Origin of the sequence: Blautia sp. MSK.20.85, assembly GCF_013317245.1 — a bacterium.
Classification (GTDB): domain Bacteria; phylum Bacillota; class Clostridia; order Lachnospirales; family Lachnospiraceae; genus Blautia_A.
In genome coordinates this window covers 31,932-53,961 of the sequence record NZ_JAAIUN010000021.1, presented here as the reverse complement: position 1 = coordinate 53,961, position 22,030 = coordinate 31,932, and the positions used below count along the sequence as shown (strand labels likewise).

The following is a 22,030-nucleotide window of genomic DNA, read 5'->3' as shown; positions in this document are numbered from 1 at the left end:
ATAACTGCTTCGCAGTTGATTCAGTTAAAGCTCTTCCCCGCAGGATTCAATCACTTTTTTGTACCAGTAAAAAGAATCTTTGCGGATTCTGGAAAAGTCTCCGGTCCCGTCATCATTTTTATTTACATAGATAAGACCATAACGCTTCTTGAATTCTCCGGTGGAGGCACTGACAAGATCTGTACAGCCCCAGCAGGTGTAGCCGATCAGATCTACTCCGTCATGGATTGCTTCCTTCATCTGCTCTATATGGCGGCGCATATATTCAATACGGTAATCATCGTGAATCTTTCCATCCTCTGTCAGCTGATCCACGGCCCCAAGACCATTTTCCACGATCATGATCGGAATCTGATAGCGGTCATAGATCTGGTTCAGAACATAGCGAAGACCGGTTGCATCGATCTGCCAGCCCCAGTCGGAAGCTTTCAGATATGGATTTTTCAGATTGTCACTTCCATTTCCGGCCGTTTTCTCTCCGTCCTTTGTCACGCTGACACAGCTGCTGGAATAATAGCTGATGGTGAAAAAGTCCACCGTACCCTTCTTGAGGATCTCTTTATCCTCCTGAAGAACCTCCAGCTGGATTCCGTGCTCCTCAAAGTATCTCGCTGCAAATCCCGGATAATATCCTCTTACATGAACATCACCGGCAATGGAATTGTGGATCTGCCCAAACTGCTGTGCATATAAGATATCATCCGGATGGCAGGTATATGGATAACCATTGTGATAAGCAAGCATACAGCCAAGCATAAACTCCGGATCGATCTCATGAGCCATGGAAACTGCAAGTGCACTTGCTACCAGCTGGTGATGCATTGCCTGATAACGGCTCTGCTCACATACATCCTTCGGGTCCAGCATTCCTGCACAGAATACCGCACCAAAGTCCTGCGTCAGCATATTGATCTCATTAAAAGTCAGCCAGTATTTTACCTTACCTTTATATCTCTCAAATAAAACCTTTGCAAATCGAAGATAGAAATCGATCATCTTACGATTTTTCCATCCGCCATACTCCAGAGAAAGATGAAGGGGATTCTCATAATGAGAGATCGTTATCAGCGGCTCAATGTTATATTTTCTCAGTTCGTCGATCACATTGTCGTAGAACTTAAGGCCTTCCTCATTTGGAGTTTCCTCATCCCCATTTGGGAACACTCTGGACCAAGAAATAGAAAAACGATATACCTTAAATCCCATCTCTGCAAAAAGAGCAATATCCTCTTTCCAGTGATGATAAAAATCAGTCGCCTGGTGATTGGGATAAAATTCTTCCGGTAACGGTGCCGGCGGTGTAAGACGACGTTCCTTATCCACACTTCCTCCTGTCAGGACATCTGCAATGGACGGGCCTCTGCCATCCTCATCCCAACCGCCTTCATACTGGTTTGCAGCAGTTGCTCCGCCCCAGAGAAAGTTTTCCGGCATACGGTTATAATTTTTCATATTTTAATTTTCTCCTTTTTACAAACATCAGGCGGATCTGTTATCTCCGCCTGATGTTTCGTTGTTATTCTTATACAATAGTCAGGAATTTATCTCCTGCATTTACAGCTGCATCTTCTTTTTCCATGCATACTGCTTTGATATAATCAGAAATATTGGTCACAACAACCGGTGTGATCAGATCATATCCTTCTTTCTTAATGGCATCCATATCGAATTCCACAAGAAGCTTTCCTTTTTTTACCTTATCTCCCTCAGAAACATGGGATTTAAAATATTTACCATTTAAATTTACAGTATCAAGTCCGATGTGGATCAGAATTTCTGCTCCACTTTCTGTCACAAACATGATTCCATGTTTGCTGTCCATGATATTTGCCACCGTACCATCTGCCGGTGCATAAACCTTACCTTCTGATGGAACGATTGCTGCTCCGTCACCTAAAACCTTATCAGCAAAAGTTTTATCCGGAACATCAGAAAGTGCTTTTACAGTTCCTGCTACCGGTGCACAAAGCTCGATCTTCTCTACAAGCGGAGCGTTCTGCTGTGCCGGCTGTTTTTCTGTATCTGTGTTCTGTACTTCATCCTCTGTCTCAGCCTTTACATCCTCAAATCCGAAGATAAGCGTAAGAACAAAAGCAGCTACAAAAGATACCACGATCATAATGATTCCATAAAGCAGATTGCTTAATCCCTTCTCACCGATAAACGCCGGGATCGCCATGATACAATTCTGTGCAATGTAAAGAGAAACCTGAAGAAGTCCTCCTACGATACCACCGATTCCGGCTGCGATGGAAGCTGCTACAACCGGTCTTTTCAGTTTCAGTGTAACACCATACAGAGCAGGCTCTGTGATACCCATAAGAGCGGAAACACCGGCTGCACTTGCCAGCTGTTTCATGTTGCTGTCCTTGGATCTTACAGCTACTGCAAGAGAAGCTCCGGACTGTGCAAGGTTAGAGCATACCTGAGATACAAAGATCAGTGTATCAGTACCACCGGTTGCAATGGCATTCAGTCCGATTGGTGTCAGCGCATGGTGCATACCGGTCATAACGATGAACGGGAAGGTTGCTGCAAGGATACCTACAATAACGAAACCAAGTTTTACGGACAGGAAGTTGATGGCTACCGCAAGTCCGTTACCAATAATTGTTCCGATCGGTCCAACTACGATCAGGGCGATCGGTGCACTGATCAGAATTACCAGTGTCGGGTTCAGGATCAGTTTTACCATTTTCGGTGTGATCTTATCAACCAAAATCTCAATATAATGTGTGATCCATACCATCAGGATAACCGGAATAACGGAATAAGAATAGGTTGCTTTTGTGATCGGCAGGCCAAACATTGTGATGGCTGCATCACCGGCTACCATAGTTACAAAGGTAGGGCTTAAGTAAACACCGGCAATAAACAGCGCCAGTGACTGGTTCACGCGGAAAACCTTGGCAGCATTTGCTGCGATCAGGAACGGCATGAAGTAGAACGTAACATCTCCGATAAAACTGATCACCTGGTAGGTACTGCTTGTTTCTGATACCAGATGAAAAGTTGTCAGCAGAGTAAGTACAACTTTGATCATACCGGCTGCAGTCAGGGCAGGGATCATCGGGGTCATACATCCGGTGATGGCATCGATAACTTTTGAAACAACACTCTTTGAGCTGTCAGAGTTCGCTGCCGGTGCATCATCGGTAGGAACACCTTTGTCCTCCAATGCCTTGTAAACAGCGTTCACTTCATTTCCTGCGATAACCTGGAACTGATCTTCATGCCAGTTAACGCCGGAGATCTCAGAAAGCTTTAAGATCTCTTTCTCGTTGATCTTCGATCTGTCTTTCACATAGAAACGAAGCCTTGTCATGCAGTGGAACAGACGGGTGATATTCTCTTTTCCGCCCAGCGCTGCAATCAGTGTGTCTGCAGTTTTTGCATAGTCCTTTTTCATTTGGGGACCTCCTTTAATAATAAATATTGAAATTTATATTAAAGGTCTTGCCTGAAAAGATACGCACATGGCACGTATTTCAGTAACAATCCATTAACACCTAATTTATAAAACAATCTCTTTTCACAGATTTTTCAGACGTTTATGGTCTTCTGTGATCTTCTGGATATGAATCGTCAGATACAGCATTTCATCCTCAGTCATAGCGTATTTATATTCCTCTTCCATCATAAGATAGATCATTTTCACACAGCCGTAAGCTTCTCTGTACTGCTCCTTAATGATCTTGAAAAGCTCCTGATTCTCATCATAGTGAAGCTCTTTATGAAGGAATCTCTGAGCAAAATATTTCAGATGCGTGAGAAACCGCTGATAATACAGATTATCCTCCTGAAATTCCATATTGTCATAATACTTCTCCACGATGTCCAGGATCTGATGTACAATAATGGAAATCTGATAGCTGTCCGTCTTGCCGCCATCTTCCGCATTCACAAAATGCAATGCAAAAAATCCTGCTTCATCTGCAGAAAGATCTACCTCGAACATCTCATTTACCTTTTTCAGTAATTCCAAGCCGATCTCATATTCCTTATGATAAAGCTGCTTGATATCCAGAAGCAGCATATTCTGAAGGCGGATCCCGTTTTCAAGTCTAGAGATCGCACCCATGATATGGTCGCTAAGGGAAAAATAAATACTGTCATTTAATTTCATCCCCTCTTTTTCCTTCACTTCATTTACAAAAGCTTCCACAAAATCCAAATATTTTTCCGGAATAGCAGTCAGATAACCCTGTATCTCCTTGCTGATCTGGGCATTTTCCGCAGTAAAGATCTTCTCGATCCTGGACTCCTCCACTTGCTGTCCTTTCTTTTTCTGAAAGGCAATTCCGCAGCCCTTTACAATAACTTCATGTCCCTGTCCATCCCTGGACAGTATCAGATTATTATTCAAAATCTTATGGATAACCATATTCCTGTTCCCCCGCTGCCAGACAAACAAAAAAAGACCATTACAGTATATAGAAACCCCATTCCTATACTACTATAAGGTCTTGCCTGACGATAAATAAATATTTCAGTAACAATCCTTCTGATTCGTAACTATTTAACAACTGTATGTAATAGTATCAGAAAAAATATATGTTGTCTATCTGGAATATTTAATAAAATATTTATAATATTTTTGTGAACTTTGACAAAATCCCCTGATGATCCTGCCATACGGATCAACGGGGGATTTTCTGTTCAGCTTTTTATTCTTCAGATCTCTTTTCCTTTTGTAGCAATGGCATGTACTACAAACGGTACAAACAATGTGATAAATGCCGCATATCCAAGGTATGCGTAACCTTTTTTGACAACTGTCATCAGACCAAACTGTGCGATGGCAAATGCCAGAAATGTGAAGATTGCTGTGAAAATAGCATTTCTTCCAAGATGTCCCTGAGATTTTTTCTCCGGGCTGTCCATACGGCGTTCTACTGCGTTTACGCAACGTGTTACGATACCGGAGATCATATTTACTGCTGTGGAAATAGCTCCAAGGATGATCAGCAGAGAAATGATCGGTGTCAGAATTCCGGAACCAACTCCGTTCTGGACCAGTACAAGCATCGGTACAGATGCAGATGCAAGCTCACCAACATAGGCAATTGCAAGAAGTCCCAGAATGGAAAGTTCCATTGCACAGAAGTTGCATACAAACATCCAGATCGCTGCTTTGTTGATCTGTTTTTCGTCCGTTACATCCTCCATGTGCTGGTACATAACAGAAACAGATGCCAGCTGGAAGAAGAAATAAAGGACTGCTGAATAGAGGGCCGGTCCAAAGGCTCCGCTCTCGGAGGAAAGTACAGTCATTTCTCCGGAGGACATAGTATGGATGGAAGCTGTGATATCTCCCCACTGTGCAATGATATTCGGAACAAGTACCAGTACAAGACCGATGATGATCAGCACACTTAATGTAGAAGCACATTTTCTTACAACATTGGTTCCGAAAAGTGCGATCACAAAGATAAATGCTGCAATGATCAGTGTACAGAGCCAGTATGGGATCCCGAACAGTGTCTGCAGTGTGGAACCGCCGGTTGCAAAGGCTGCTGCAGATGCAGTTCCGATCATGATCAGGTAACAGATCTCATAGAGATTGGACATAACCGGTTTTGTTTTTCCGTAAAGACTGTCGGAAAAGCTTCTGTAATCGTAGGTTTTGTGTTTGTATGCGTAGCGCATTCCATACCAGAAAAACAGTGCATACAATCCCTGTGTCACTGCCGGCAGGATCAGACACCAGATACCGTAGTTGATAAAGTACTGATAGATCTGCGCTCCTGATGCGAATCCGCCTCCGAACTGTGTGGTAAATGCGACGAACGCAAGTCCCATAGCCAGAGGCATTTTACTTTCTAATGATTTATTCTGACTCATCTCTCTTTCCCCCATTTTTTATTTATTATATTCGATGACTTTTCCCGGATTCAGGATCAGTTTATCATCGAAAGCCAGCTTGATGGCTTTATAAAGAGCGATCATTCTCGGTCCCGCAAATTCTTCCAGAAATTCCAGACGTCCGTTTCCGATGCCATGCTCACCGGAAAGCTGTCCGCCCAGTTCCTTGGACAGTGCATAAAGCTCTACCAGACTTGCGTGAGTGGCTTCCTTCCACTCCTGGTCACTCATTTCCGGTCCACGGAGCATCTCTGTATGGATATTTCCGTCTCCGCAATGTCCGCAGGGCTCTACACGGATGCCATGTGCACTTGCGATCTTTTTGGCTGCTTTTACATACTCTGCGATCCTTGCACGCGGAACAACTACGTCACACTCCTCCTGTGCGATAGAATCTGCTTTCATTCCTTCCAGGATCCCGCCCCGGACACTCCATACGGCTCCGGCACGCTCCGGTGTGCCTGCGATACAGCAGTCCAGGGCTCCGTTTGCCAGGGCTGCTTCCGCTGCTGCCTCTACTGCGCTGTCAAGTTCCTGCTTACTGGAAGCATCATACATAACGATCAGCACTGCTTCTCCTTGTTTTACTGGGAACATTTTGTTCAGATTACGTTCTACGATATCGATCAGTTCTCTTTCCAGAAACTCGATGGCTGTTGGCACAAACGGCAGCTCCAGAACCTTCGGGACCATGTCTGCACATTCCTCAAGACTCCTGAACGGCATTACAAGAGTACAGGTGCAGGTCGGTGCGGGAAGAAGCTTCAGCGTTACCTGAGTCAGGATACATAAGGTTCCCTCTGAGCCGATCACCAGATCTTTTACATCATATCCCGTTGTGTTCTTCACAACGTTGGATGAAAAATTCATGATGGAACCATCCGGCATAACTGCCTCGATACAGCGGACGAAATCCCTGGTCAGTCCATATCGTACCGCCTTCATACCACCGGCATTTGTGATAACATTGCCGCCGATGGAAGCTGTTTTTTCGCCCGGATCCGGCGGATAAAAAAGTCCTCCTGCTGCAGCGGCTGCCTGGATATCGATGAGAAGTGCTCCCGGCTCCGCTGTGATGGTCTGGTTCTTTCTGTCGATCGGAAAGATCTTGTTCATGCGCATCACAGAAAGCATAATTCCACCATATTTACAGGTTGCTCCGCCTGCAAGTCCGGTTCCTGCGCCACGGCATACCACCGGGATATTTTCTTTATATGCGTAAGCCATGATGGCTGAGATCTCTTCTTTATTTAAAACCTCCACATAAAGCTCCGGAGGAAAAACTCCGTACTCCGGCATCTCATCACGATAATATTCTTTTGCGATCTCATCGCCGACCCATACACGATCTGAAGCAGTCACAGAACGGATGTAGTCAAAATCTTCTGAAGTCATTTTTTTATAGGGATATGCCATGACTTAATCCTCCTTCCGATTCTTTATCAGCTCTGTCAGCTCCGGTACAACCTGATACAGATCATCCACGATGCAGTAATCTGCAACATTAAAGATCTGTGCCTCCGAATCATTGTTGATCGCTACGATACAGTCAGATCCTGTCATGCAGGAGGTAAACTGGATAGCACCGGATACGCCGCAAGTGATGATCAGCTTCGGACGGACAGTTCTTCCGGAAAGTCCGATCTGATGTGCAACATCTCCGAATCCGTTTTCTACCATAGGGCGGGTGAAGGCAAGCTGTCCGCCAAGGGCATCTGCCAGTTCCCGGCACATTTCCACATCCTTTTCATTCCGGACACCACGGCCTGCTACTACCAGAACATCCTCTTCCTCAAGGCTCTTTACCTTATCAATGACCCTGGATGACAGAATCTTGATCCTGGAATCTGCCATTTTTTCATTTACCGGACATACGACCACCTGACCATGCGGGTTTTTTATTTTTTCTGCCTTGTCCATAACCTTATAACGGACCGTGGCAAACTGTGGCCGTGATTTGGTGATGCCGATCTGAGCCATGATATTTCCGCCGAAAGCCGGTCTGATCTGGATCATATCGGTGTTGGAACGGATATCCAGAGTTGTGCAGTCTGCAGTCAGTCCCGTATGGAATCTGGTGGAAAGCCTCGGTGCAAGGGAACGCCCCAGCGCAGTAGCTCCGATCAGCACAGAGCTTGGTTTGTTTGCTGCGATACAGTCTGCAACTGCGTCTGTATAACAGTCTGCGCGGAAGCCTTCGAAGCCTTCATTCTCATATACGTACACATTGTCTACGCCATACGGCAGAAGCTTTTCCGCATTTTCCTTTGTTCCTTTTCCTCCGACGATCACACAGTTAACCTGATAACCGACTTTGACAGCCATCTTTCTCGCTTCTCCGATCAGCTCAAAGGTAACCGGATGAATCTCTCCTCTCTCCTGCTCCACATAGATAAGAAAGTTTTTCCATTTATCCTTGTCAAAGGATTTCGCCTTCTGCTCAAACCGGATAGCTTTCTCCGGGCAGTTACGAACACAAAGCCCACACATACGACAGGCATCGCCTACAACAATTCCATTTCCCTCTATGGTGAGGGCCCCAAAAGGACATTTCTCCACGCATACTCCGCAGAGTACGCATTTGTTTATATCAAATTTTAAAAATTCCATGTTCCGCTTCCCCCTATATGATCTTCTTTCCGGTCAGGAGAGCAACAAGCTTGTCTGCCTTTTCCTTTGCAGTTCCTTCCAGATAAACCTGTTTTTCACTTTCCTCCGGCGCAAACATTTTTTCCACAGAGGTGGGGGAACCGATCAGTCCGTAACGGCTCAGATCCTGATCCGGCATATCTTCAAAGCTTAAGATCCGTACCGGACGGTCTGCAGTTGCCTTCTTTAACAAATAGGATGGCAGACGTGGCACGCAGGTATCCTTATCAATAGTCAGCAGACATGGATACGGAATCTCGGAAACCTGAGAAACACTGACAAGATCCTGACGGACCTGAATGCTTTTTTCATTAACGTCCATGATCTCAGCTACCCATGCAGCATGTGGGATGGTCAGATGCTCTGCAATGGCCGGACCAACCTGGGCTGTGTCACCATCTGTGGTCTGTCTTCCGCAGATGATCAGATCTGCACCGCCGATCACCTGGATTCCCTGTGCTAACGCATAAGAGGTTGCCAGAACATCCGCTCCCGCAAATTTTCGGTCTGAAAGAATCACGCCCTCATCAGCACCCATGGTATAAGCATCCCGGATCATCTCTTCCGCCTGAGGCGGTCCCATAGTAAGAACGGTTACAGTTCCGCCTGTTTTTTCCCGGATCGCAAGGGCTGTTTCCAATGCAAACAGATCATATGGATTAGTCCTTGTCTCACCGGACATTCGTTTCATGGCACCGGTTTCCGGATCGATATCAACCTTGGAAGTTGCCGGTACCTGCTTCATACATACAACGATCTTCATTTTCTATCTTCTTTCCTGTATTTTCACTTTTATTTTTTGCTTTAAAACGTTAAACAACTGTATAAGTATAGCATTAACGTGGTATAAAGTCGAGAGGATTTTGGTAAATTCTGCACAAAAAAGCATTGAAAAAACTTTTAAGCATGCTATAATTACTCTCCGTTATCAAATAAAGCAGACATATGAATCTTTACAATATCACATCGATCAAGGAGCATATATGTAATGGAAGACATCCGTGCAATCTACAGAATTTTCAACAATCTAAAATATGAAATGGAAAATAATGGATGGGTCTATCAGTGGCATTTAGGCGATGAACCTATAAAAGTAACTCATAAATTTAACCCTCCTGTAACACCTGAAGAATTTCAGCTGTTTGAAAAATATTTTCCCAATATGAAACTTCCTGCCTCATACAAAGCTTTTTTATCCTGCTCAAATGGCATGGAACTTTTTTGCGGAGAGGAAGGCAGTTCTTTAGTCAGCTGTACCATTTATTCTTTAAAAAGAGCGCTCAAAGAAAAGGAATCTTGGAATAGTACGCCTATTTTATCTGATCCGGAGTTTACATATCATCTTCCTGTTCTTTGCTTACAGGACATCGGCGATATAACCATGGATCTTCAGGCTGTATCAGAAGGCAGAGACGATTACCTATGCTATCCAGCTCCAGATACTGATCGTTTTAATATCCCTTTTAATGAATGGCTGGAAAGATATATCGTATGCCAGGGGCATGAATTCTGGTATTTCTTGAATCCATAAAACAGAAATTTTATGAATATTTTTCGTAAAAATACCCCGGAAACCTTACGGTTCCGGGGTATCTTACGTTTGGACACAATATACCTTGCGGTACTCAATATATATTAAATTAGGATGTTATACTAATTAAGGATTACTCGATAACTGTAGCAACACGTCCTGATCCTACAGTACGTCCACCCTCGCGATACTTTAATCCCGTTTTACCTCATATTTTTTATGGTTTTCTATCCAAAATACAGTGAAAAACGGCTGATTTGCACCATCTATTTTTATTTGCCTGATTTCTTGGCACCGTTTTGGCACCGGAATCCCTGGTCGAAAAGATTCTTTTCTACAGTTGCCCTACTCTCATCTGTCAACTTCATATTGCGCCGACAGTTTCAGACGGTTATAATCAGAACATGGGTGCTACCATAACGGTAAACGGTTAGTCCTTCTCCAGAGGGTTGCAGAGTGCCAGTGGCACTCGTTTTGCAACGACCGAAGTGAAACGGAGACCTGTGACCTTCTGATTACATAGAAACCTGTAAAGGAATCCAATGGAAAGAAGAACTAAGCCAATGAGTATTGTTGACTTCATAGCAGTAGTGAGCTTCGGCTTAACCTGCTTTAGTATCAGATATACATTAGGCAAAGATAATCATAAACCACAAAAATAACCGCCCTGTCTGCAAACTAAGCGGTTATCTTTGATAGATATTCTAAATAGTAAAACGGACTAACCGTCTATCGGTAGCACTCTTTTTTCTATAAGCATATTATCACGCATCTGTAAGAATGTCAAAAAGTTCTTTTTCCATAGTATGTAATACGAATTTGAAAATACTTATAAGCCGAAAAAATACACCAGTACCAGCTTGATCACAGCAGCTCCACCAAAAGCAACAACTGCAGTTACAACTAATTGCATAGGTTTTGGGAAATTTTCGAACACAAAAACTTTCCTACTCTTGCTCCGCACCTTGCTTAAAGATCCTGTCGTAAATGCTGCCATCATTATGACTGACACAGATACCAAGGTCTCACAATAGCCGGCAAGCTTTCCTAACACATCATTATACATATATGCACCTGTTTCATGCAGAATCCAGTATAGAACCAATGCACAAACTCCCATGACACTTTGGAGCTTCATTTCCTTAAAAATCTTCTCTTTCTCTGTAGTTGCATAATCTGACATTGTTTTAGCAATTTTTCTTTCTTCTTCGTTCATCATCTCGCTTTTCCTTTCTCCACTGATAATCTCAGGAATGCTGATATCATAATAATCTGCAATATCCACAAGAATACTGATATCCGGCATATTGTTTCCGGTTTCCCATCTGGATACGGTCCTTCCAGAGACATTTAATATTTCTGCCAACTGCTCCTGTGTAATGCCTTTTTCTTTGCGAAGTTTTTTTAAAAAATTCCCGATTTTTACTTGGTCCACCTCAACTCCTCCTTTCATCATCAAATATAGAATCTGTTATCTGCAAATAACACGACACAAAGCGAGAAATGTCGTATTTTCACTAATAGACACAGTTGTCTATGCGTTTTTCATTTTTTCAATTATACAAACTAGAATTTATCGTCTTGTTCCATTCTTATCAAAATTCTTTTTTAATGCTATTTCTGTTGGGAGAATAGACCCAATTAAAGGAATAAGTTGAACACCACAGATAATTCCTCCTATACTCCCAACACAATCTTCATTTTTTCCAATCACTAAAAGCATGAATATTACTGTTATCGGCAACATAACCATTCCACAGACATACCAGACTTTACCACAATATTTATGAGCAAATTCCCATGTGTCTTTGTTCTTCATAGACATCGAAGTCCGATATCCAAATACTGAATTTATTTCCTTTGGAGCCTTTTTCGTAAAATATCTTCCAAAACCAATCATCGTAAATGGAAGAAGCAAATCCATAATCAACATAAAAATCCAAAACCCCATTGTAAACCTCCTTTACTACAACTTCCGATTTATCTCTTACATTTTATCATATTCTATCCCAAAACTCTATTCTTAGATTGCCAAAGAGCAGCCTTCCGACTGCCCTTTCTGCTCACATATACACGCTCTCTTTCAACACAATTTCCTCCGCACATGCCTTTATATTATTTATCAATCCAACCCATTTCATCAGATCCTGCATTTTCAGTTGTTCCGTCACACCTTGTTTTTCCTCAATCTGCTTTACCAGGGTTTCCACATGCTCTCTGGTCTCCTGATCGACTCGGTTCAGATGTGCCGTCAGCTCCCCAGTCATCAATAAATACTGGTATCGTGCCGGTCTATACTCTTTCAGGAACTGTTTCCGCAACATTCCGTATTTACCATATGTCGGTTCTCCCTCATTCACTGCCAGATCTGGCAGGTAATAGTCTCCATGCAGTATGTAACTTAATCCATTGCTTTCATCATAAATGTGCTTTTTCATCATCTTATCTCTCCATTCCTCTGTTTTTTATTTTATTTTTCTTACGCTGCTGATTCTCCATCTCGCTCTTTCTGGCTCCCCAGGCAAGTCTTTCGTGAATACTTCCTGTTGGCATTTGCTCCATTTGTCGCTTTTCTTCTAATGCCTTCTGCTCCTGTATATCCTGTTGTACCGCATCATCTACAGCATTTTCTCCAAGAACACGCACTACCCGGTCATATCTATCAGAAACATCCTGCAATTGTTGTTTTTCATCAAATAACTGCTCTTTTTCTTCACGCACTGTATCTAGCTCTCTTTGTATTTGGTTATATGCTTGCTTTGTTTTCTGATATTTGTGTTTCCATTTTTCTACTTCTTCGGCAAGTTCTTTAACCTGTGCAGCCATCGCAGCAATTTTATTTTTCACCTGAGTAAACAGTGGTTTTATTTTCTTATCCCGGTAAGTTGTTGCACGTTCCAATGCACCAGCTTCTGGAAGTAGAGTTTTCACTGTTCCATATTCCTTTATTTCTTTGCTGACATTATCCATTACCGGCTGTAACCGTTCTCTGCGTTCTTCCAGGCTATGCAGATCTTTCTCGGCTTTTTCCGCACGCTTCTCAGCTTCCTCTTTATCTTTAACTGCCTGCTCCTTGTCATCTTTTAAAAGCTGGATATTGTAGAAACAATCCGTCTGAAACTACAATATCATCGTGATCCAGAACGTGCTGAACAGATCAAACAGATCAAAGGCTGGTAAAAAAATTACTCCTGTGAATAGCAAACATTCGCAGGAGTTTCTTTTTGGCACCGTTTTGGCACCGCAAGCCTTATTTTTCAATTTTAAATTTATCCGTATTTCATCTTGCTGATAAATTTACGAACAATTCTTTTCTTAGAGTACAGAAAAACCCCGGAAACCTTGCGGTTCCGGGGTATCTTACGTTTGGACACAATGTACCTTGCGGTACTCAATATATATTAAATTAGGATGTTATACTAATTAACGATTACTCGATAACTGTAGCAACACGTCCTGATCCTACAGTACGTCCACCTTCACGATATCAGACCGGTGTATTGCGGTATACGAATAGTGATTTTTTATGTGATTTGTGTGGAAAAATCCGGATTTTCCGTTGTGTCCGTGTGGTTTTCCGGAATTTTTGTTATCATGGTGTTATCACTGTATTTTTAGTTTTTCTGGCATATTTTTTCTTACATTCGTAATCTCTTTATTTAAATCTTTTATATATTCTTTACACACATCTATATATAATCCTGTTTTATATTCTGGTTTTTCCAAAAACTGTAATTCAATTGGATACTTTGTAATCTCCGTAAGTAACTTTACAAATATACTTTTCAAATTATTTTGACTCTCATCATCATTAAGACATACTTCTGCAACTTCTTCAAAGCCAAATACTAAATAATCTTTATTTTCTCTTTTCTCCAAATGTACATTAATCACTTTGCTTTCCTGATTCATAAATATCCTTCCTATCATAAAATGCATTTTTACCGCCCTCAAGAGTATGCATACTTTCTTGAGTCCAGTTTTTAGTGTCTGTTTCATCATTTATATTTCTAAGTTCATCATAAAAAGGATTACCAATATACGTTTTATATACTCCATTCTCATGAGTTCTTAGTATACTAATATACGTAAGTGTGCCAACTGCAATATTAGCATTATGTGTTGCTATAATTACTGTTTTTCTCCGTTTTGCAAGATCAGTTAAGTGTTTGCTGTTTACACTTCGGACAGTAGAGTGGAAAGTTCTTTAATTCGGTATCTTCTTGCATTATCGTTCGGGTTTTATTTCCACAGATAGGACATAGAACCCATTTTATAGTTTCCATATTTTTCTCAATCCTTACTTCTAAATATTATCCTACTAAATTTATAAAATTTATCGCAACGGTTTTTAAGTTTTTGCTTCTTGATTACTTAACGGCGGAAAAAGAATGTTTTCACATAGGGCTGTTGTTTACATGTCATTTTTTTGTTTTTTTAATTCTATACCCACCAGTACAACAGATAGCATAAACGCTGAAAAATCAGCAACAGGTCCCGCAAGCAATACTCCCATAATTCCGAAACGAAGCGGGAGCAGCAGGGTAAGCGGAATCAACACAAAGGTCTGCCTTGTTAATGCCAACAGAGCACCTTTTAACGATTTTCCTATTGCGGTAAAAAAACTGGAAGAAAGCAACTGCACACCATTTACCAACACCATGAAAAGATAGGTACGCATGAACAAAACAGCAAATTCAAAATACAGCTCGTCCCCATCTCCGAATAGCGAAATGATAGATTGCGGGAAAAATTGAAATGCGATGAAAGCAATTGTGGAAACAACAAGGTTCCATTTTACCGCAAGCAGGTAAGCCTCCCGTACACGATGGTATTGCCTTGCCCCATAGTTGAAGCCGATAATCGGCTGTGTTCCCTGCGAGATTCCTACAACAATCGCAAGGATTATGGCATTTGTTTTCATAACGATTCCGCAAGCAGCTAATGGAATATCTGTTCCATATTTTGTTAATGCGCCGTAATAAGTCAACGAATTGTACTGAATGATTTGAATCACGGTAACTGCAATCTGGTTTGAGCTGCTGCTGATTCCCATGCTGCAAATTTTCATACTTTCTTTGATGTCCAATAAAAACGACTCTTTTTCAAAATGGATTGTTTGGAAACGCCATAGATAACGGAGTGCGAGTATGAAGGAAAAAATTTGCCCAATAACTGTTGCCCAAGCTGCGCCGGCAATCCCCCAATCGCAAGCAAAAATAAAAATAGGGTCAAGAATGGTATTGATAATAGCTCCCATAACCATGCAAACCATTGAATACTTTGGTTTTCCATCTGCTCGAATCAAATTGCTCATACCATTCGTTACAATAAGAAACGGCATTCCAATCAATGTTATGCTGGCATACTGCTTTGCATATGGAAATACATCTGTCGTTGCCCCAAATGCCTTTAGGAGCAAAGACAGAAAAGCTTCACCAACCAATAAATAAATAATTCCGAAAATCCCCATCAGAACAATACCATTTCCCGCTGCTTTGGCGGCAGCTTTCGGCTCTTTGCGTCCAAGACAGAGGGAAACACGGGAAGCACTGCCAATTCCAACCAGCAGTGCAATAGCAAGGCAGATGGTAGAGAACGGGTAGGCAACATTGGTTGCTGCATTTCCCAGATAACCGACCCCTTGACCAATAAAAATCTGATCCACAATATTGTAGATTGAGCCGACAAGAGACGCCACAATACTGGGAACAGCAAAATTTTTCAACAGCTTTGAAATTTTTTCATAGCCTAGGGGATTCTCAGTCATTAAATTCATCCCCCTTTCTTTCTATACGGAGTTCCGCTGTAATATTTTCACCTGCCTGAATCAGCAAATCAATAAAGAGGTTTTTATCAGATTCCCTGAAGCCTTGCAATAAAAGAGCTTCTGTCTTTTCACATACCGTCTGTACCTCATCAATTACAGACAGCGCACGTTCCGTAGGATACAGCTTACACGTCCGCTTATCCTTATCATTTGGGGAACGCATAATCATTCCCTGCTTTTCTAATGCCGCAACTGTCCGTACAATATTGCTCGAATGAACATAAAACATATCCATTAAAGAATCCTGTAAAATGCCAGGCGAACGACAGATTTTAATCAAAAACATATATTGGCTGTTGTTGATTCCAAAGGGGGCAAGCTGTTTATCCAAATAGATTTTGTAAAATCGGTCTGTTACTGAAAGCCATTTTAATAGTTTCATAGATATATTCCTCCTAACCACCAGTATTATAATACAATATGCGTGCGCACGCAATTACTTTTAACATTATATCTGCCGCTTTGTCCTCCTAAACACAAATCAATTCTACATCTATAATCTCTACTGCTCTGCTACGAATATTATTCATTTTCCTAACCCATTCCATCTGATCCTGCATCTTCAGTTTTTCTGTCACGCCCCACTGCTCAGCCATCTGTTCCACCAGCATTTCAACTTTTTCTCTCGCTTCTTTATCGACCTGATTCAAATGCTCCGTCAATTTCCCGGTAAGTACCAGATACTGATACCTTGCACTCCTGTGTTCCTTTAGAAACTGTTTTCGCATTATTCCATATTTCCCATATGTGGGTTCTCCCTCATTGATTTCCAGATCCGGCAGATAATAATCTCCATGCAGTGTGTAGTTCAGTCCGTTCTTTTCATCATAAATCTGTTTCTTCATATTCTTACAACTCCATTTCTCTGTATTTTGTTTTGTTCTTTTTTATTTTGTTATCATTCTGTTATCACAAACGGTTGTCAGGACTCTCTCCCGGCAACCGCTTTTCTATACTGTTCGTTATTCTTTTCTACTCTTTTATATATTTTCAGGCAACAGAAAAACCCCGGAAACCTTACGGTTCCGGGGTATCTTACGTTTGGACACAATGTACCTTGCGGTACTCTATATTTATAAATTCGTACTAGTCAGTGATTACTCGATGATTGTAGCAACACGTCCTGATCCTACAGTACGTCCACCCTCGCGGATAGCGAATGTAAGACCCTGGCTCATAGCGATCGGATGAATCAGCTCGATTGTCATCTCGATGTTATCTCCAGGCATGCACATCTCTGTTCCCTCTGGAAGGTTGCAAACACCTGTTACGTCTGTTGTTCTGAAATAGAACTGCGGACGATAGTTGTTGAAGAATGGTGTATGACGGCCACCCTCGTCTTTAGTCAGAACGTAAACCTGAGCTGTGAATTTTGTATGGCATGTAAGTGTTCCTGGTTTAGCAAGAACCTGTCCACGCTCGATCTCGTTTCTCTGAACACCACGAAGAAGTGCTCCGATGTTATCACCAGCCTGAGCCTCATCAAGAAGTTTACGGAACATCTCGATACCAGTTACAACAACTTTACGAGTCTCCTCTTTGATACCAACGATCTCAACTTCCTCAGATACGTGAAGAACACCAGCCTCAACTCTACCAGTTGCAACTGTACCACGTCCTGTGATGGAGAATACGTCCTCTACAGGCATTACGAACGGTTTATCTGTATCACGCTGTGGGTCCGGAATGTACTCATCAACAGCATCCATAAGCTCCATGATCTTGTCTCCCCATGGGCCAGCCGGATCCTCAAGAGCTTTAAGAGCAGAACCCTGGATAACCGGAATGTCATCTCCTGGGAAGTCATACTCGGAAAGAAGATCACGGATCTCCATCTCAACGAGCTCAAGAAGCTCCTCATCGTCTACCATATCACATTTGTTCATGAATACAACGATGTAAGGAACACCTACCTGACGGGAAAGAAGGATATGCTCTTTAGTCTGAGCCATAACACCGTCTGTAGCAGCAACAACAAGGATAGCACCATCCATCTGAGCTGCACCTGTGATCATGTTCTTAACGTAGTCAGCATGTCCTGGGCAGTCAACGTGTGCGTAATGTCTACGCTCTGTCTGATACTCAACGTGAGCTGTAGAAATTGTGATACCACGCTCTCTTTCCTCTGGAGCTTTATCGATATCCTCAAAGTTCTCTACTACGTTTCCTGGAACTCTCTCTGCAAGAACTTTAGTGATAGCTGCTGTTAATGTTGTTTTACCATGGTCAACGTGTCCGATGGTACCAATGTTACAATGCGGTTTTGTTCTCTCAAACTTAGCCTTTGCCATTTTAAAATGTCCTCCTTAAAACTTGGCTCTATCAAAATTAGAGCATTTTTTCAGATTTAAACTTGCTAACCTTGATTATATTGCAAACCAAGGTTATTTGCAAGCATTTTATTATTTTATATCAGATCAGTCCTTTTTGGAAAGGATCTTCTCCTGTACAGACTTCGGAACCTGCTCATATTTCTCGAAGAACATAGAGTAGTTACCACGTCCCTGTGTTCTGGAACGAAGGTCTGTAGCATATCCGAACATCTCGGAAAGCGGAACATATCCACGGATCATCTTACCGCCGCCGATATCTTCCATACCCTCGATACGTCCACGACGGGAGTTGATATCACCGATAACGTCACCCATGTAATCCTCTGGTGTAGTAACTTCGACCTTCATGATTGGCTCAAGAAGAACCGGAGCTGCTTTCTGCATAGCATCCTTGAATGCAAGAGAACCTGCAATGTGGAATGCCATCTCAGAAGAATCGACTTCATGGTAAGAACCATCGTATACATTTGCATGTACACCAACTACCGGGAATCCTCCGAGGATACCAGCTTTCATAGCTTCCTCGATACCTTCGCCAACTGCCGGGATGTATTCCTTCGGAATAGCACCACCAACAACTGTGGACTCGAACTTGTACAGCTCTTCTCCGTTGGCATCCATAGGCTCGAATTTAACTTTACAGTGACCATACTGTCCACGACCACCAGACTGTTTAGCATACTTGCTGTCTACATCAACAGATTTGGTGATTGTCTCTTTGTAAGCAACCTGAGGTGCACCAACGTTAGCCTCAACCTTGAACTCACGAAGAAGACGGTCAACGATGATATCCAGGTGAAGCTCACCCATACCAGCGATAATGGTCTGTCCTGTTTCCTGATCTGTATGAGCACGGAATGTCGGGTCCTCCTCAGCAAGCTTAGCAAGTGCCTCACCAAGTTTGCCCTGTCCAGCTTTTGTCTTAGGCTCGATAGCGAGCTCGATAACTGGCTCCGGGAACTCCATGGACTCAAGGATTACCGGATGCTGCTCGTCACAGATTGTATCACCTGTTGTAGTGAATTTGAATCCGATCGCTGCAGCGATATCACCGGAGTAAACCTTATCCAGCTCCATACGTTTGTTAGCGTGCATCTGAAGGATACGTCCAACACGCTCTTTTTTATCTTTTGTGGCATTCAGTACATAAGAACCGGAGTTCATTGTTCCTGAATAAACACGGAAATAAGCAAGTTTTCCTACAAATGGGTCAGTCATGATCTTGAATGCAAGAGCGGAGAATGGCTCATCATCAGATGAATGTCTCTCAACTTCGTTGCCGTCAAGGTCAACACCCTTGATAGCCGGGATATCTGTAGGAGCCGGCATGTACTCAAGGATTGCATCCAGAAGTTTCTGAACACCTTTGTTTCTGTAAGCGGAACCGCAGCAAACCGGTACTGCTGTACACTCACAGGTAGCTTTTCTGAGGACAGCTTTCAGTCTGTCTACAGAAGGCTCTTCTCCCTCAAGGTACTCCATCATGAGGTCATCATCCAGCTCGCAGATCTTCTCGATCAGCTCTGTATGATAAAGCTCAGCATCTTCCTTCATATCCTCAGGAATATCTGTGATGGAAATGTCATCACCCTTCTCATCATTGTAGATGTAAGCTTTCATCTCGAAAAGATCGATGATTCCTTTGAACTCATCCTCTTTTCCGATTGGAAGCTGCAGGCAGATAGCGTTTTTACCAAGACGAGTCTTGATCTGCTCTACTGCACCGTAGAAGTTTGCACCAAGGATATCCATCTTGTTGATGAATGCCATACGAGGTACATTGTAGGTATCAGCCTGACGCCATACGTTCTCAGACTGTGGCTCAACACCACCCTTAGCACAGAAAACGCCGACAGCACCATCAAGTACACGAAGGGAACGCTCAACCTCAACAGTGAAGTCTACGTGTCCTGGTGTATCAATGATGTTGATACGATGCTCAAGAGCACCTGGCTTTGGCTTGCAGTTCTCCTCAAGAGTCCAGTGACATGTTGTAGCTGCGGATGTGATTGTGATACCACGCTCCTGCTCCTGCTCCATCCAGTCCATTGTCGCTGTACCTTCATGAGTATCACCGATCTTGTAGTTAACACCTGTATAATAAAGAATACGCTCTGTAAGAGTTGTTTTACCAGCATCGATATGCGCCATGATACCGATATTTCTGGTTCTCTCTAATGGATATTCTCTTCCTTCTTTTCCAGCCAATGAATTTTCCTCCTCGAATTAGAAGCGATAGTGAGCAAATGCTTTATTTGCCTCAGCCATCTTGTGCATGTCTTCTTTTCTCTTAACGGATGCACCTGTGTTGTTCATTGCGTCCAGAAGCTCATTAGCCAGTCTTTCTTCCATTGTCTTCTCGCCTCTCTTACGTGAGAACATTGTAAGCCAACGAAGAGCAAGTGCCTGACGTCTGTCTGCTCTTACCTCGATCGGAACCTGATAAGTAGCACCACCGATACGTCTTGCTTTTACCTCGAGAACTGGCATGATGTTGTTCATAGCCTCTTCAAATACTTCAATTGCTGGTTTACCAGCTTTTTCCTCTACTCTGGCAAATGCGCCGTATACAATTTTCTGAGCAACACCTTTCTTACCGTCTAACATGATGTTATTGATAAGTTTGGTAACCACTTTGTTATTGTACATCGGGTCAGCCAGAACGTCTCTTTTCTGAGTATGTCCTTTACGTGGCACGTTACTTCCCTCCTTAATCATATTGATTATATCATCGGTACTCACGCAGTAAAACTATTGCATGTTCGCACTGGTAAGGTCCTATATTTAACCCGCAACCGACAGGGTATATGGAATACCGTACAAATCCTTATAGTCTTCCGCTGTAATACATTAGATGAATAATATCTTTGTAATCCTCCTGATTATCTGCAATCAGGAAGCGGCGTAGATTTCTGATCTACTTAAATTATTTTTTAGCTTTAGGTCTCTTAGCTCCGTATTTGGAACGAGCCTGTTTTCTGTTAGCGACACCTGCGGTATCAAGAGTACCTCTGATGATGTGGTATCTTGTACCAGGTAAGTCCTTAACTCTTCCTCCACGGATAAGAACAACGCTATGCTCCTGAAGGTTGTGACCCTCTCCTGGAATATAACTTGTTACCTCGATACCGTTGGAAAGACGAACTCTGGCGATCTTTCTAAGAGCTGAGTTAGGCTTTTTAGGAGTAGCTGTTTTAACAGCAGTACAAACACCACGTTTCTGTGGAGCAGCCTGATCAACTGCTTTCTTTCTTAAAGAGTTGTATGTTTTCTGCAGAGCCGGTGCTGTAGATTTCTTAACAGCTGTCTGACGGCCCTTTCTTACTAACTGGTTGAATGTTGGCATTCCATTTCACCTCCCGATTTATTTCTCCATGGGCTTTCCCATGGGGCCTTGCGGTTGCTATTTACAAATTACGGCATGCGAAAATATAACGTTTCATTCGCACGCTTGCTCATTATAGACCGTAAATACAGAGCTTGTCAAGGTGTTTTATAAAGAATTTTTGCTGATTTTACAGGGGTTTAACGCAGTTTTCTTCATAGATGTCACAACCCTGCGAAAATGGAAGTTTTACTTCCACGGTCTGGCCTTTTCTGTCCAGCCATGTTCCTTCCAGTAAGCCACATCCACTTCATTCCAGCCGCTCTTTACAAGCTTACGCATAACCTCGAAGTAAGCTTTTGTTTTCAGCCCTGGTTTCACATGGCCATAATTCCTGCGGATCTTTTCTGCCAGCTTATCTGCCAGCATTTTTCCTATATGATAGGTAGAACCTTTGTGATTCTGTCCGTTTATCATGGCAATTTTCATATTTTACA

The 22,030-nt window shown here is 42.6% G+C and carries 22 protein-coding genes; 1 reads left to right on the top strand and 21 read right to left on the bottom strand.

Features of this window, described 5'->3' with window-relative positions:
* Positions 1 to 24: 24 nt before the first annotated feature.
* The 7 genes from G5B12_RS11800 to G5B12_RS11770 all read right to left on the bottom strand — a co-directional run bounded on the left by G5B12_RS11800 (position 25) and on the right by G5B12_RS11770 (position 9,277).
* A complete protein-coding gene (locus G5B12_RS11800; RefSeq protein WP_015526340.1) occupies positions 25 to 1,452 on the bottom strand; it encodes a glycoside hydrolase family 1 protein in 1,428 nt (475 codons plus the stop codon).
* A gap of 70 nt (positions 1,453 to 1,522) precedes the next feature.
* Positions 1,523 to 3,409 carry a beta-glucoside-specific PTS transporter subunit IIABC gene (locus G5B12_RS11795; RefSeq protein ID WP_174088329.1) on the bottom strand — a complete coding sequence of 629 codons (1,887 nt, stop codon included), beginning with the start codon at positions 3,407 to 3,409 and terminating at the stop codon, positions 1,523 to 1,525.
* Between the two features lie 123 nt (positions 3,410 to 3,532).
* A complete protein-coding gene (gene licT, locus G5B12_RS11790; RefSeq protein WP_059086637.1) occupies positions 3,533 to 4,384 on the bottom strand; it encodes a BglG family transcription antiterminator LicT in 852 nt (283 codons plus the stop codon).
* A gap of 290 nt (positions 4,385 to 4,674) precedes the next feature.
* Positions 4,675 to 5,844 carry a YkvI family membrane protein gene (locus G5B12_RS11785; protein WP_174088327.1) on the bottom strand — a complete coding sequence of 390 codons (1,170 nt, stop codon included), beginning with the start codon at positions 5,842 to 5,844 and terminating at the stop codon, positions 4,675 to 4,677.
* An 18-nt stretch (positions 5,845 to 5,862) separates the two neighbouring features.
* On the bottom strand, positions 5,863 to 7,281 hold the full coding sequence (locus tag G5B12_RS11780) for an FAD-binding oxidoreductase (protein ID WP_119248315.1): 1,419 nt from the start codon (positions 7,279 to 7,281) through the stop codon (positions 5,863 to 5,865).
* Positions 7,282 to 7,284: 3 nt separating this feature from the next.
* On the bottom strand, positions 7,285 to 8,475 hold the full coding sequence (locus G5B12_RS11775; RefSeq protein WP_174088325.1) for an electron transfer flavoprotein subunit alpha: 1,191 nt from the start codon (positions 8,473 to 8,475) through the stop codon (positions 7,285 to 7,287).
* Positions 8,476 to 8,488: 13 nt separating this feature from the next.
* On the bottom strand, positions 8,489 to 9,277 hold the full coding sequence (locus G5B12_RS11770; protein ID WP_021976223.1) for an electron transfer flavoprotein subunit beta/FixA family protein: 789 nt from the start codon (positions 9,275 to 9,277) through the stop codon (positions 8,489 to 8,491).
* A 225-nt stretch (positions 9,278 to 9,502) separates the two neighbouring features.
* Here G5B12_RS11770 and G5B12_RS11765 point away from each other — a divergent pair, with 225 nt between their 5' ends.
* Positions 9,503 to 10,045, top strand: coding sequence for an SMI1/KNR4 family protein (locus G5B12_RS11765; protein ID WP_015526348.1), 543 nt, complete (start codon positions 9,503 to 9,505; stop codon positions 10,043 to 10,045).
* Positions 10,046 to 10,874: 829 nt separating this feature from the next.
* Here the strand turns inward: G5B12_RS11765 and G5B12_RS11760 are convergent.
* The 14 genes from G5B12_RS11760 to G5B12_RS11695 form a co-directional block, all read right to left on the bottom strand.
* The gene (locus tag G5B12_RS11760; protein WP_021650336.1) at positions 10,875 to 11,501 is read right to left on the bottom strand and encodes a helix-turn-helix domain-containing protein; all 627 of its coding nucleotides are present in this window, start codon (positions 11,499 to 11,501) and stop codon (positions 10,875 to 10,877) included.
* Between the two features lie 117 nt (positions 11,502 to 11,618).
* Positions 11,619 to 11,996 carry an SdpI family protein gene (locus G5B12_RS11755; RefSeq protein WP_173738317.1) on the bottom strand — a complete coding sequence of 126 codons (378 nt, stop codon included), beginning with the start codon at positions 11,994 to 11,996 and terminating at the stop codon, positions 11,619 to 11,621.
* A 112-nt stretch (positions 11,997 to 12,108) separates the two neighbouring features.
* On the bottom strand, positions 12,109 to 12,483 hold the full coding sequence (locus G5B12_RS11750) for a TnpV protein (RefSeq protein ID WP_119248407.1): 375 nt from the start codon (positions 12,481 to 12,483) through the stop codon (positions 12,109 to 12,111).
* Between the two features lie 4 nt (positions 12,484 to 12,487).
* On the bottom strand, positions 12,488 to 13,015 hold the full coding sequence (locus tag G5B12_RS11745) for a hypothetical protein (protein ID WP_119248406.1): 528 nt from the start codon (positions 13,013 to 13,015) through the stop codon (positions 12,488 to 12,490).
* A gap of 633 nt (positions 13,016 to 13,648) precedes the next feature.
* Positions 13,649 to 13,957 carry a hypothetical protein gene (locus G5B12_RS11740; RefSeq protein ID WP_044921757.1) on the bottom strand — a complete coding sequence of 103 codons (309 nt, stop codon included), beginning with the start codon at positions 13,955 to 13,957 and terminating at the stop codon, positions 13,649 to 13,651.
* A gap of 245 nt (positions 13,958 to 14,202) precedes the next feature.
* On the bottom strand, positions 14,203 to 14,331 hold the full coding sequence (locus G5B12_RS11735) for a cysteine-rich KTR domain-containing protein (RefSeq protein WP_080786855.1): 129 nt from the start codon (positions 14,329 to 14,331) through the stop codon (positions 14,203 to 14,205).
* A gap of 128 nt (positions 14,332 to 14,459) precedes the next feature.
* On the bottom strand, positions 14,460 to 15,815 hold the full coding sequence (locus G5B12_RS11730) for an MATE family efflux transporter (RefSeq protein ID WP_330597706.1): 1,356 nt from the start codon (positions 15,813 to 15,815) through the stop codon (positions 14,460 to 14,462).
* Positions 15,808 to 16,257: a MarR family winged helix-turn-helix transcriptional regulator gene (locus G5B12_RS11725; RefSeq protein ID WP_118070845.1), complete on the bottom strand. Its 450-nt coding sequence runs from the start codon at positions 16,255 to 16,257 to the stop codon at positions 15,808 to 15,810. Before G5B12_RS11725 ends, G5B12_RS11730 begins: the two co-directional genes overlap by 8 nt.
* Positions 16,258 to 16,345: 88 nt before the next feature.
* On the bottom strand, positions 16,346 to 16,720 hold the full coding sequence (locus G5B12_RS11720; RefSeq protein ID WP_118070844.1) for a TnpV protein: 375 nt from the start codon (positions 16,718 to 16,720) through the stop codon (positions 16,346 to 16,348).
* 252 nt (positions 16,721 to 16,972) lie between these two features.
* Entirely contained in the window at positions 16,973 to 18,166 is a 1,194-nt protein-coding gene (gene tuf / locus G5B12_RS11715) for an elongation factor Tu (RefSeq protein ID WP_015526359.1), read from the bottom strand.
* 126 nt (positions 18,167 to 18,292) lie between these two features.
* The gene (gene fusA, locus G5B12_RS11710; RefSeq protein WP_255493942.1) at positions 18,293 to 20,416 is read right to left on the bottom strand and encodes an elongation factor G; all 2,124 of its coding nucleotides are present in this window, start codon (positions 20,414 to 20,416) and stop codon (positions 18,293 to 18,295) included.
* Positions 20,417 to 20,434: 18 nt separating this feature from the next.
* A complete protein-coding gene (gene rpsG / locus G5B12_RS11705) occupies positions 20,435 to 20,905 on the bottom strand; it encodes a 30S ribosomal protein S7 (protein WP_207660371.1) in 471 nt (156 codons plus the stop codon).
* A gap of 229 nt (positions 20,906 to 21,134) precedes the next feature.
* A complete protein-coding gene (gene rpsL, locus G5B12_RS11700) occupies positions 21,135 to 21,554 on the bottom strand; it encodes a 30S ribosomal protein S12 (protein WP_118062180.1) in 420 nt (139 codons plus the stop codon).
* A 228-nt stretch (positions 21,555 to 21,782) separates the two neighbouring features.
* Complete coding sequence (locus G5B12_RS11695; RefSeq protein WP_021976039.1) at positions 21,783 to 22,022, bottom strand: hypothetical protein; 240 nt, start codon at positions 22,020 to 22,022, stop codon at positions 21,783 to 21,785.
* Positions 22,023 to 22,030: the final 8 nt, after the last annotated feature.

Bases quoted from the DNA above. Each gene is read 5' to 3' on its own strand.
- G5B12_RS11800 (WP_015526340.1), bottom strand. From the start codon at position 1,452: ATGAAAAATTATAACCGTATGCCGGAAAACTTTCTCTGGGGCGGAGCA.
- G5B12_RS11795 (WP_174088329.1), bottom strand. From the start codon at position 3,409: ATGAAAAAGGACTATGCAAAAACTGCAGACACACTGATTGCAGCGCTG.
- licT (WP_059086637.1), bottom strand. From the start codon at position 4,384: ATGGTTATCCATAAGATTTTGAATAATAATCTGATACTGTCCAGGGAT.
- G5B12_RS11785 (WP_174088327.1), bottom strand. From the start codon at position 5,844: ATGAGTCAGAATAAATCATTAGAAAGTAAAATGCCTCTGGCTATGGGA.
- G5B12_RS11780 (WP_119248315.1), bottom strand. From the start codon at position 7,281: ATGGCATATCCCTATAAAAAAATGACTTCAGAAGATTTTGACTACATC.
- G5B12_RS11775 (WP_174088325.1), bottom strand. From the start codon at position 8,475: ATGGAATTTTTAAAATTTGATATAAACAAATGCGTACTCTGCGGAGTA.
- G5B12_RS11770 (WP_021976223.1), bottom strand. From the start codon at position 9,277: ATGAAGATCGTTGTATGTATGAAGCAGGTACCGGCAACTTCCAAGGTT.
- G5B12_RS11765 (WP_015526348.1), top strand. From the start codon at position 9,503: ATGGAAGACATCCGTGCAATCTACAGAATTTTCAACAATCTAAAATAT.
- G5B12_RS11760 (WP_021650336.1), bottom strand. From the start codon at position 11,501: ATGATGAAAGGAGGAGTTGAGGTGGACCAAGTAAAAATCGGGAATTTT.
- G5B12_RS11755 (WP_173738317.1), bottom strand. From the start codon at position 11,996: ATGGGGTTTTGGATTTTTATGTTGATTATGGATTTGCTTCTTCCATTT.
- G5B12_RS11750 (WP_119248407.1), bottom strand. From the start codon at position 12,483: ATGAAAAAGCACATTTATGATGAAAGCAATGGATTAAGTTACATACTG.
- G5B12_RS11745 (WP_119248406.1), bottom strand. From the start codon at position 13,015: ATGGATAATGTCAGCAAAGAAATAAAGGAATATGGAACAGTGAAAACT.
- G5B12_RS11740 (WP_044921757.1), bottom strand. From the start codon at position 13,957: ATGAATCAGGAAAGCAAAGTGATTAATGTACATTTGGAGAAAAGAGAA.
- G5B12_RS11735 (WP_080786855.1), bottom strand. From the start codon at position 14,331: ATGGAAACTATAAAATGGGTTCTATGTCCTATCTGTGGAAATAAAACC.
- G5B12_RS11730 (WP_330597706.1), bottom strand. From the start codon at position 15,815: ATGACTGAGAATCCCCTAGGCTATGAAAAAATTTCAAAGCTGTTGAAA.
- G5B12_RS11725 (WP_118070845.1), bottom strand. From the start codon at position 16,257: ATGAAACTATTAAAATGGCTTTCAGTAACAGACCGATTTTACAAAATC.
- G5B12_RS11720 (WP_118070844.1), bottom strand. From the start codon at position 16,720: ATGAAGAAACAGATTTATGATGAAAAGAACGGACTGAACTACACACTG.
- tuf (WP_015526359.1), bottom strand. From the start codon at position 18,166: ATGGCAAAGGCTAAGTTTGAGAGAACAAAACCGCATTGTAACATTGGT.
- rpsL (WP_118062180.1), bottom strand. From the start codon at position 21,554: ATGCCAACATTCAACCAGTTAGTAAGAAAGGGCCGTCAGACAGCTGTT.
- G5B12_RS11695 (WP_021976039.1), bottom strand. From the start codon at position 22,022: ATGAAAATTGCCATGATAAACGGACAGAATCACAAAGGTTCTACCTAT.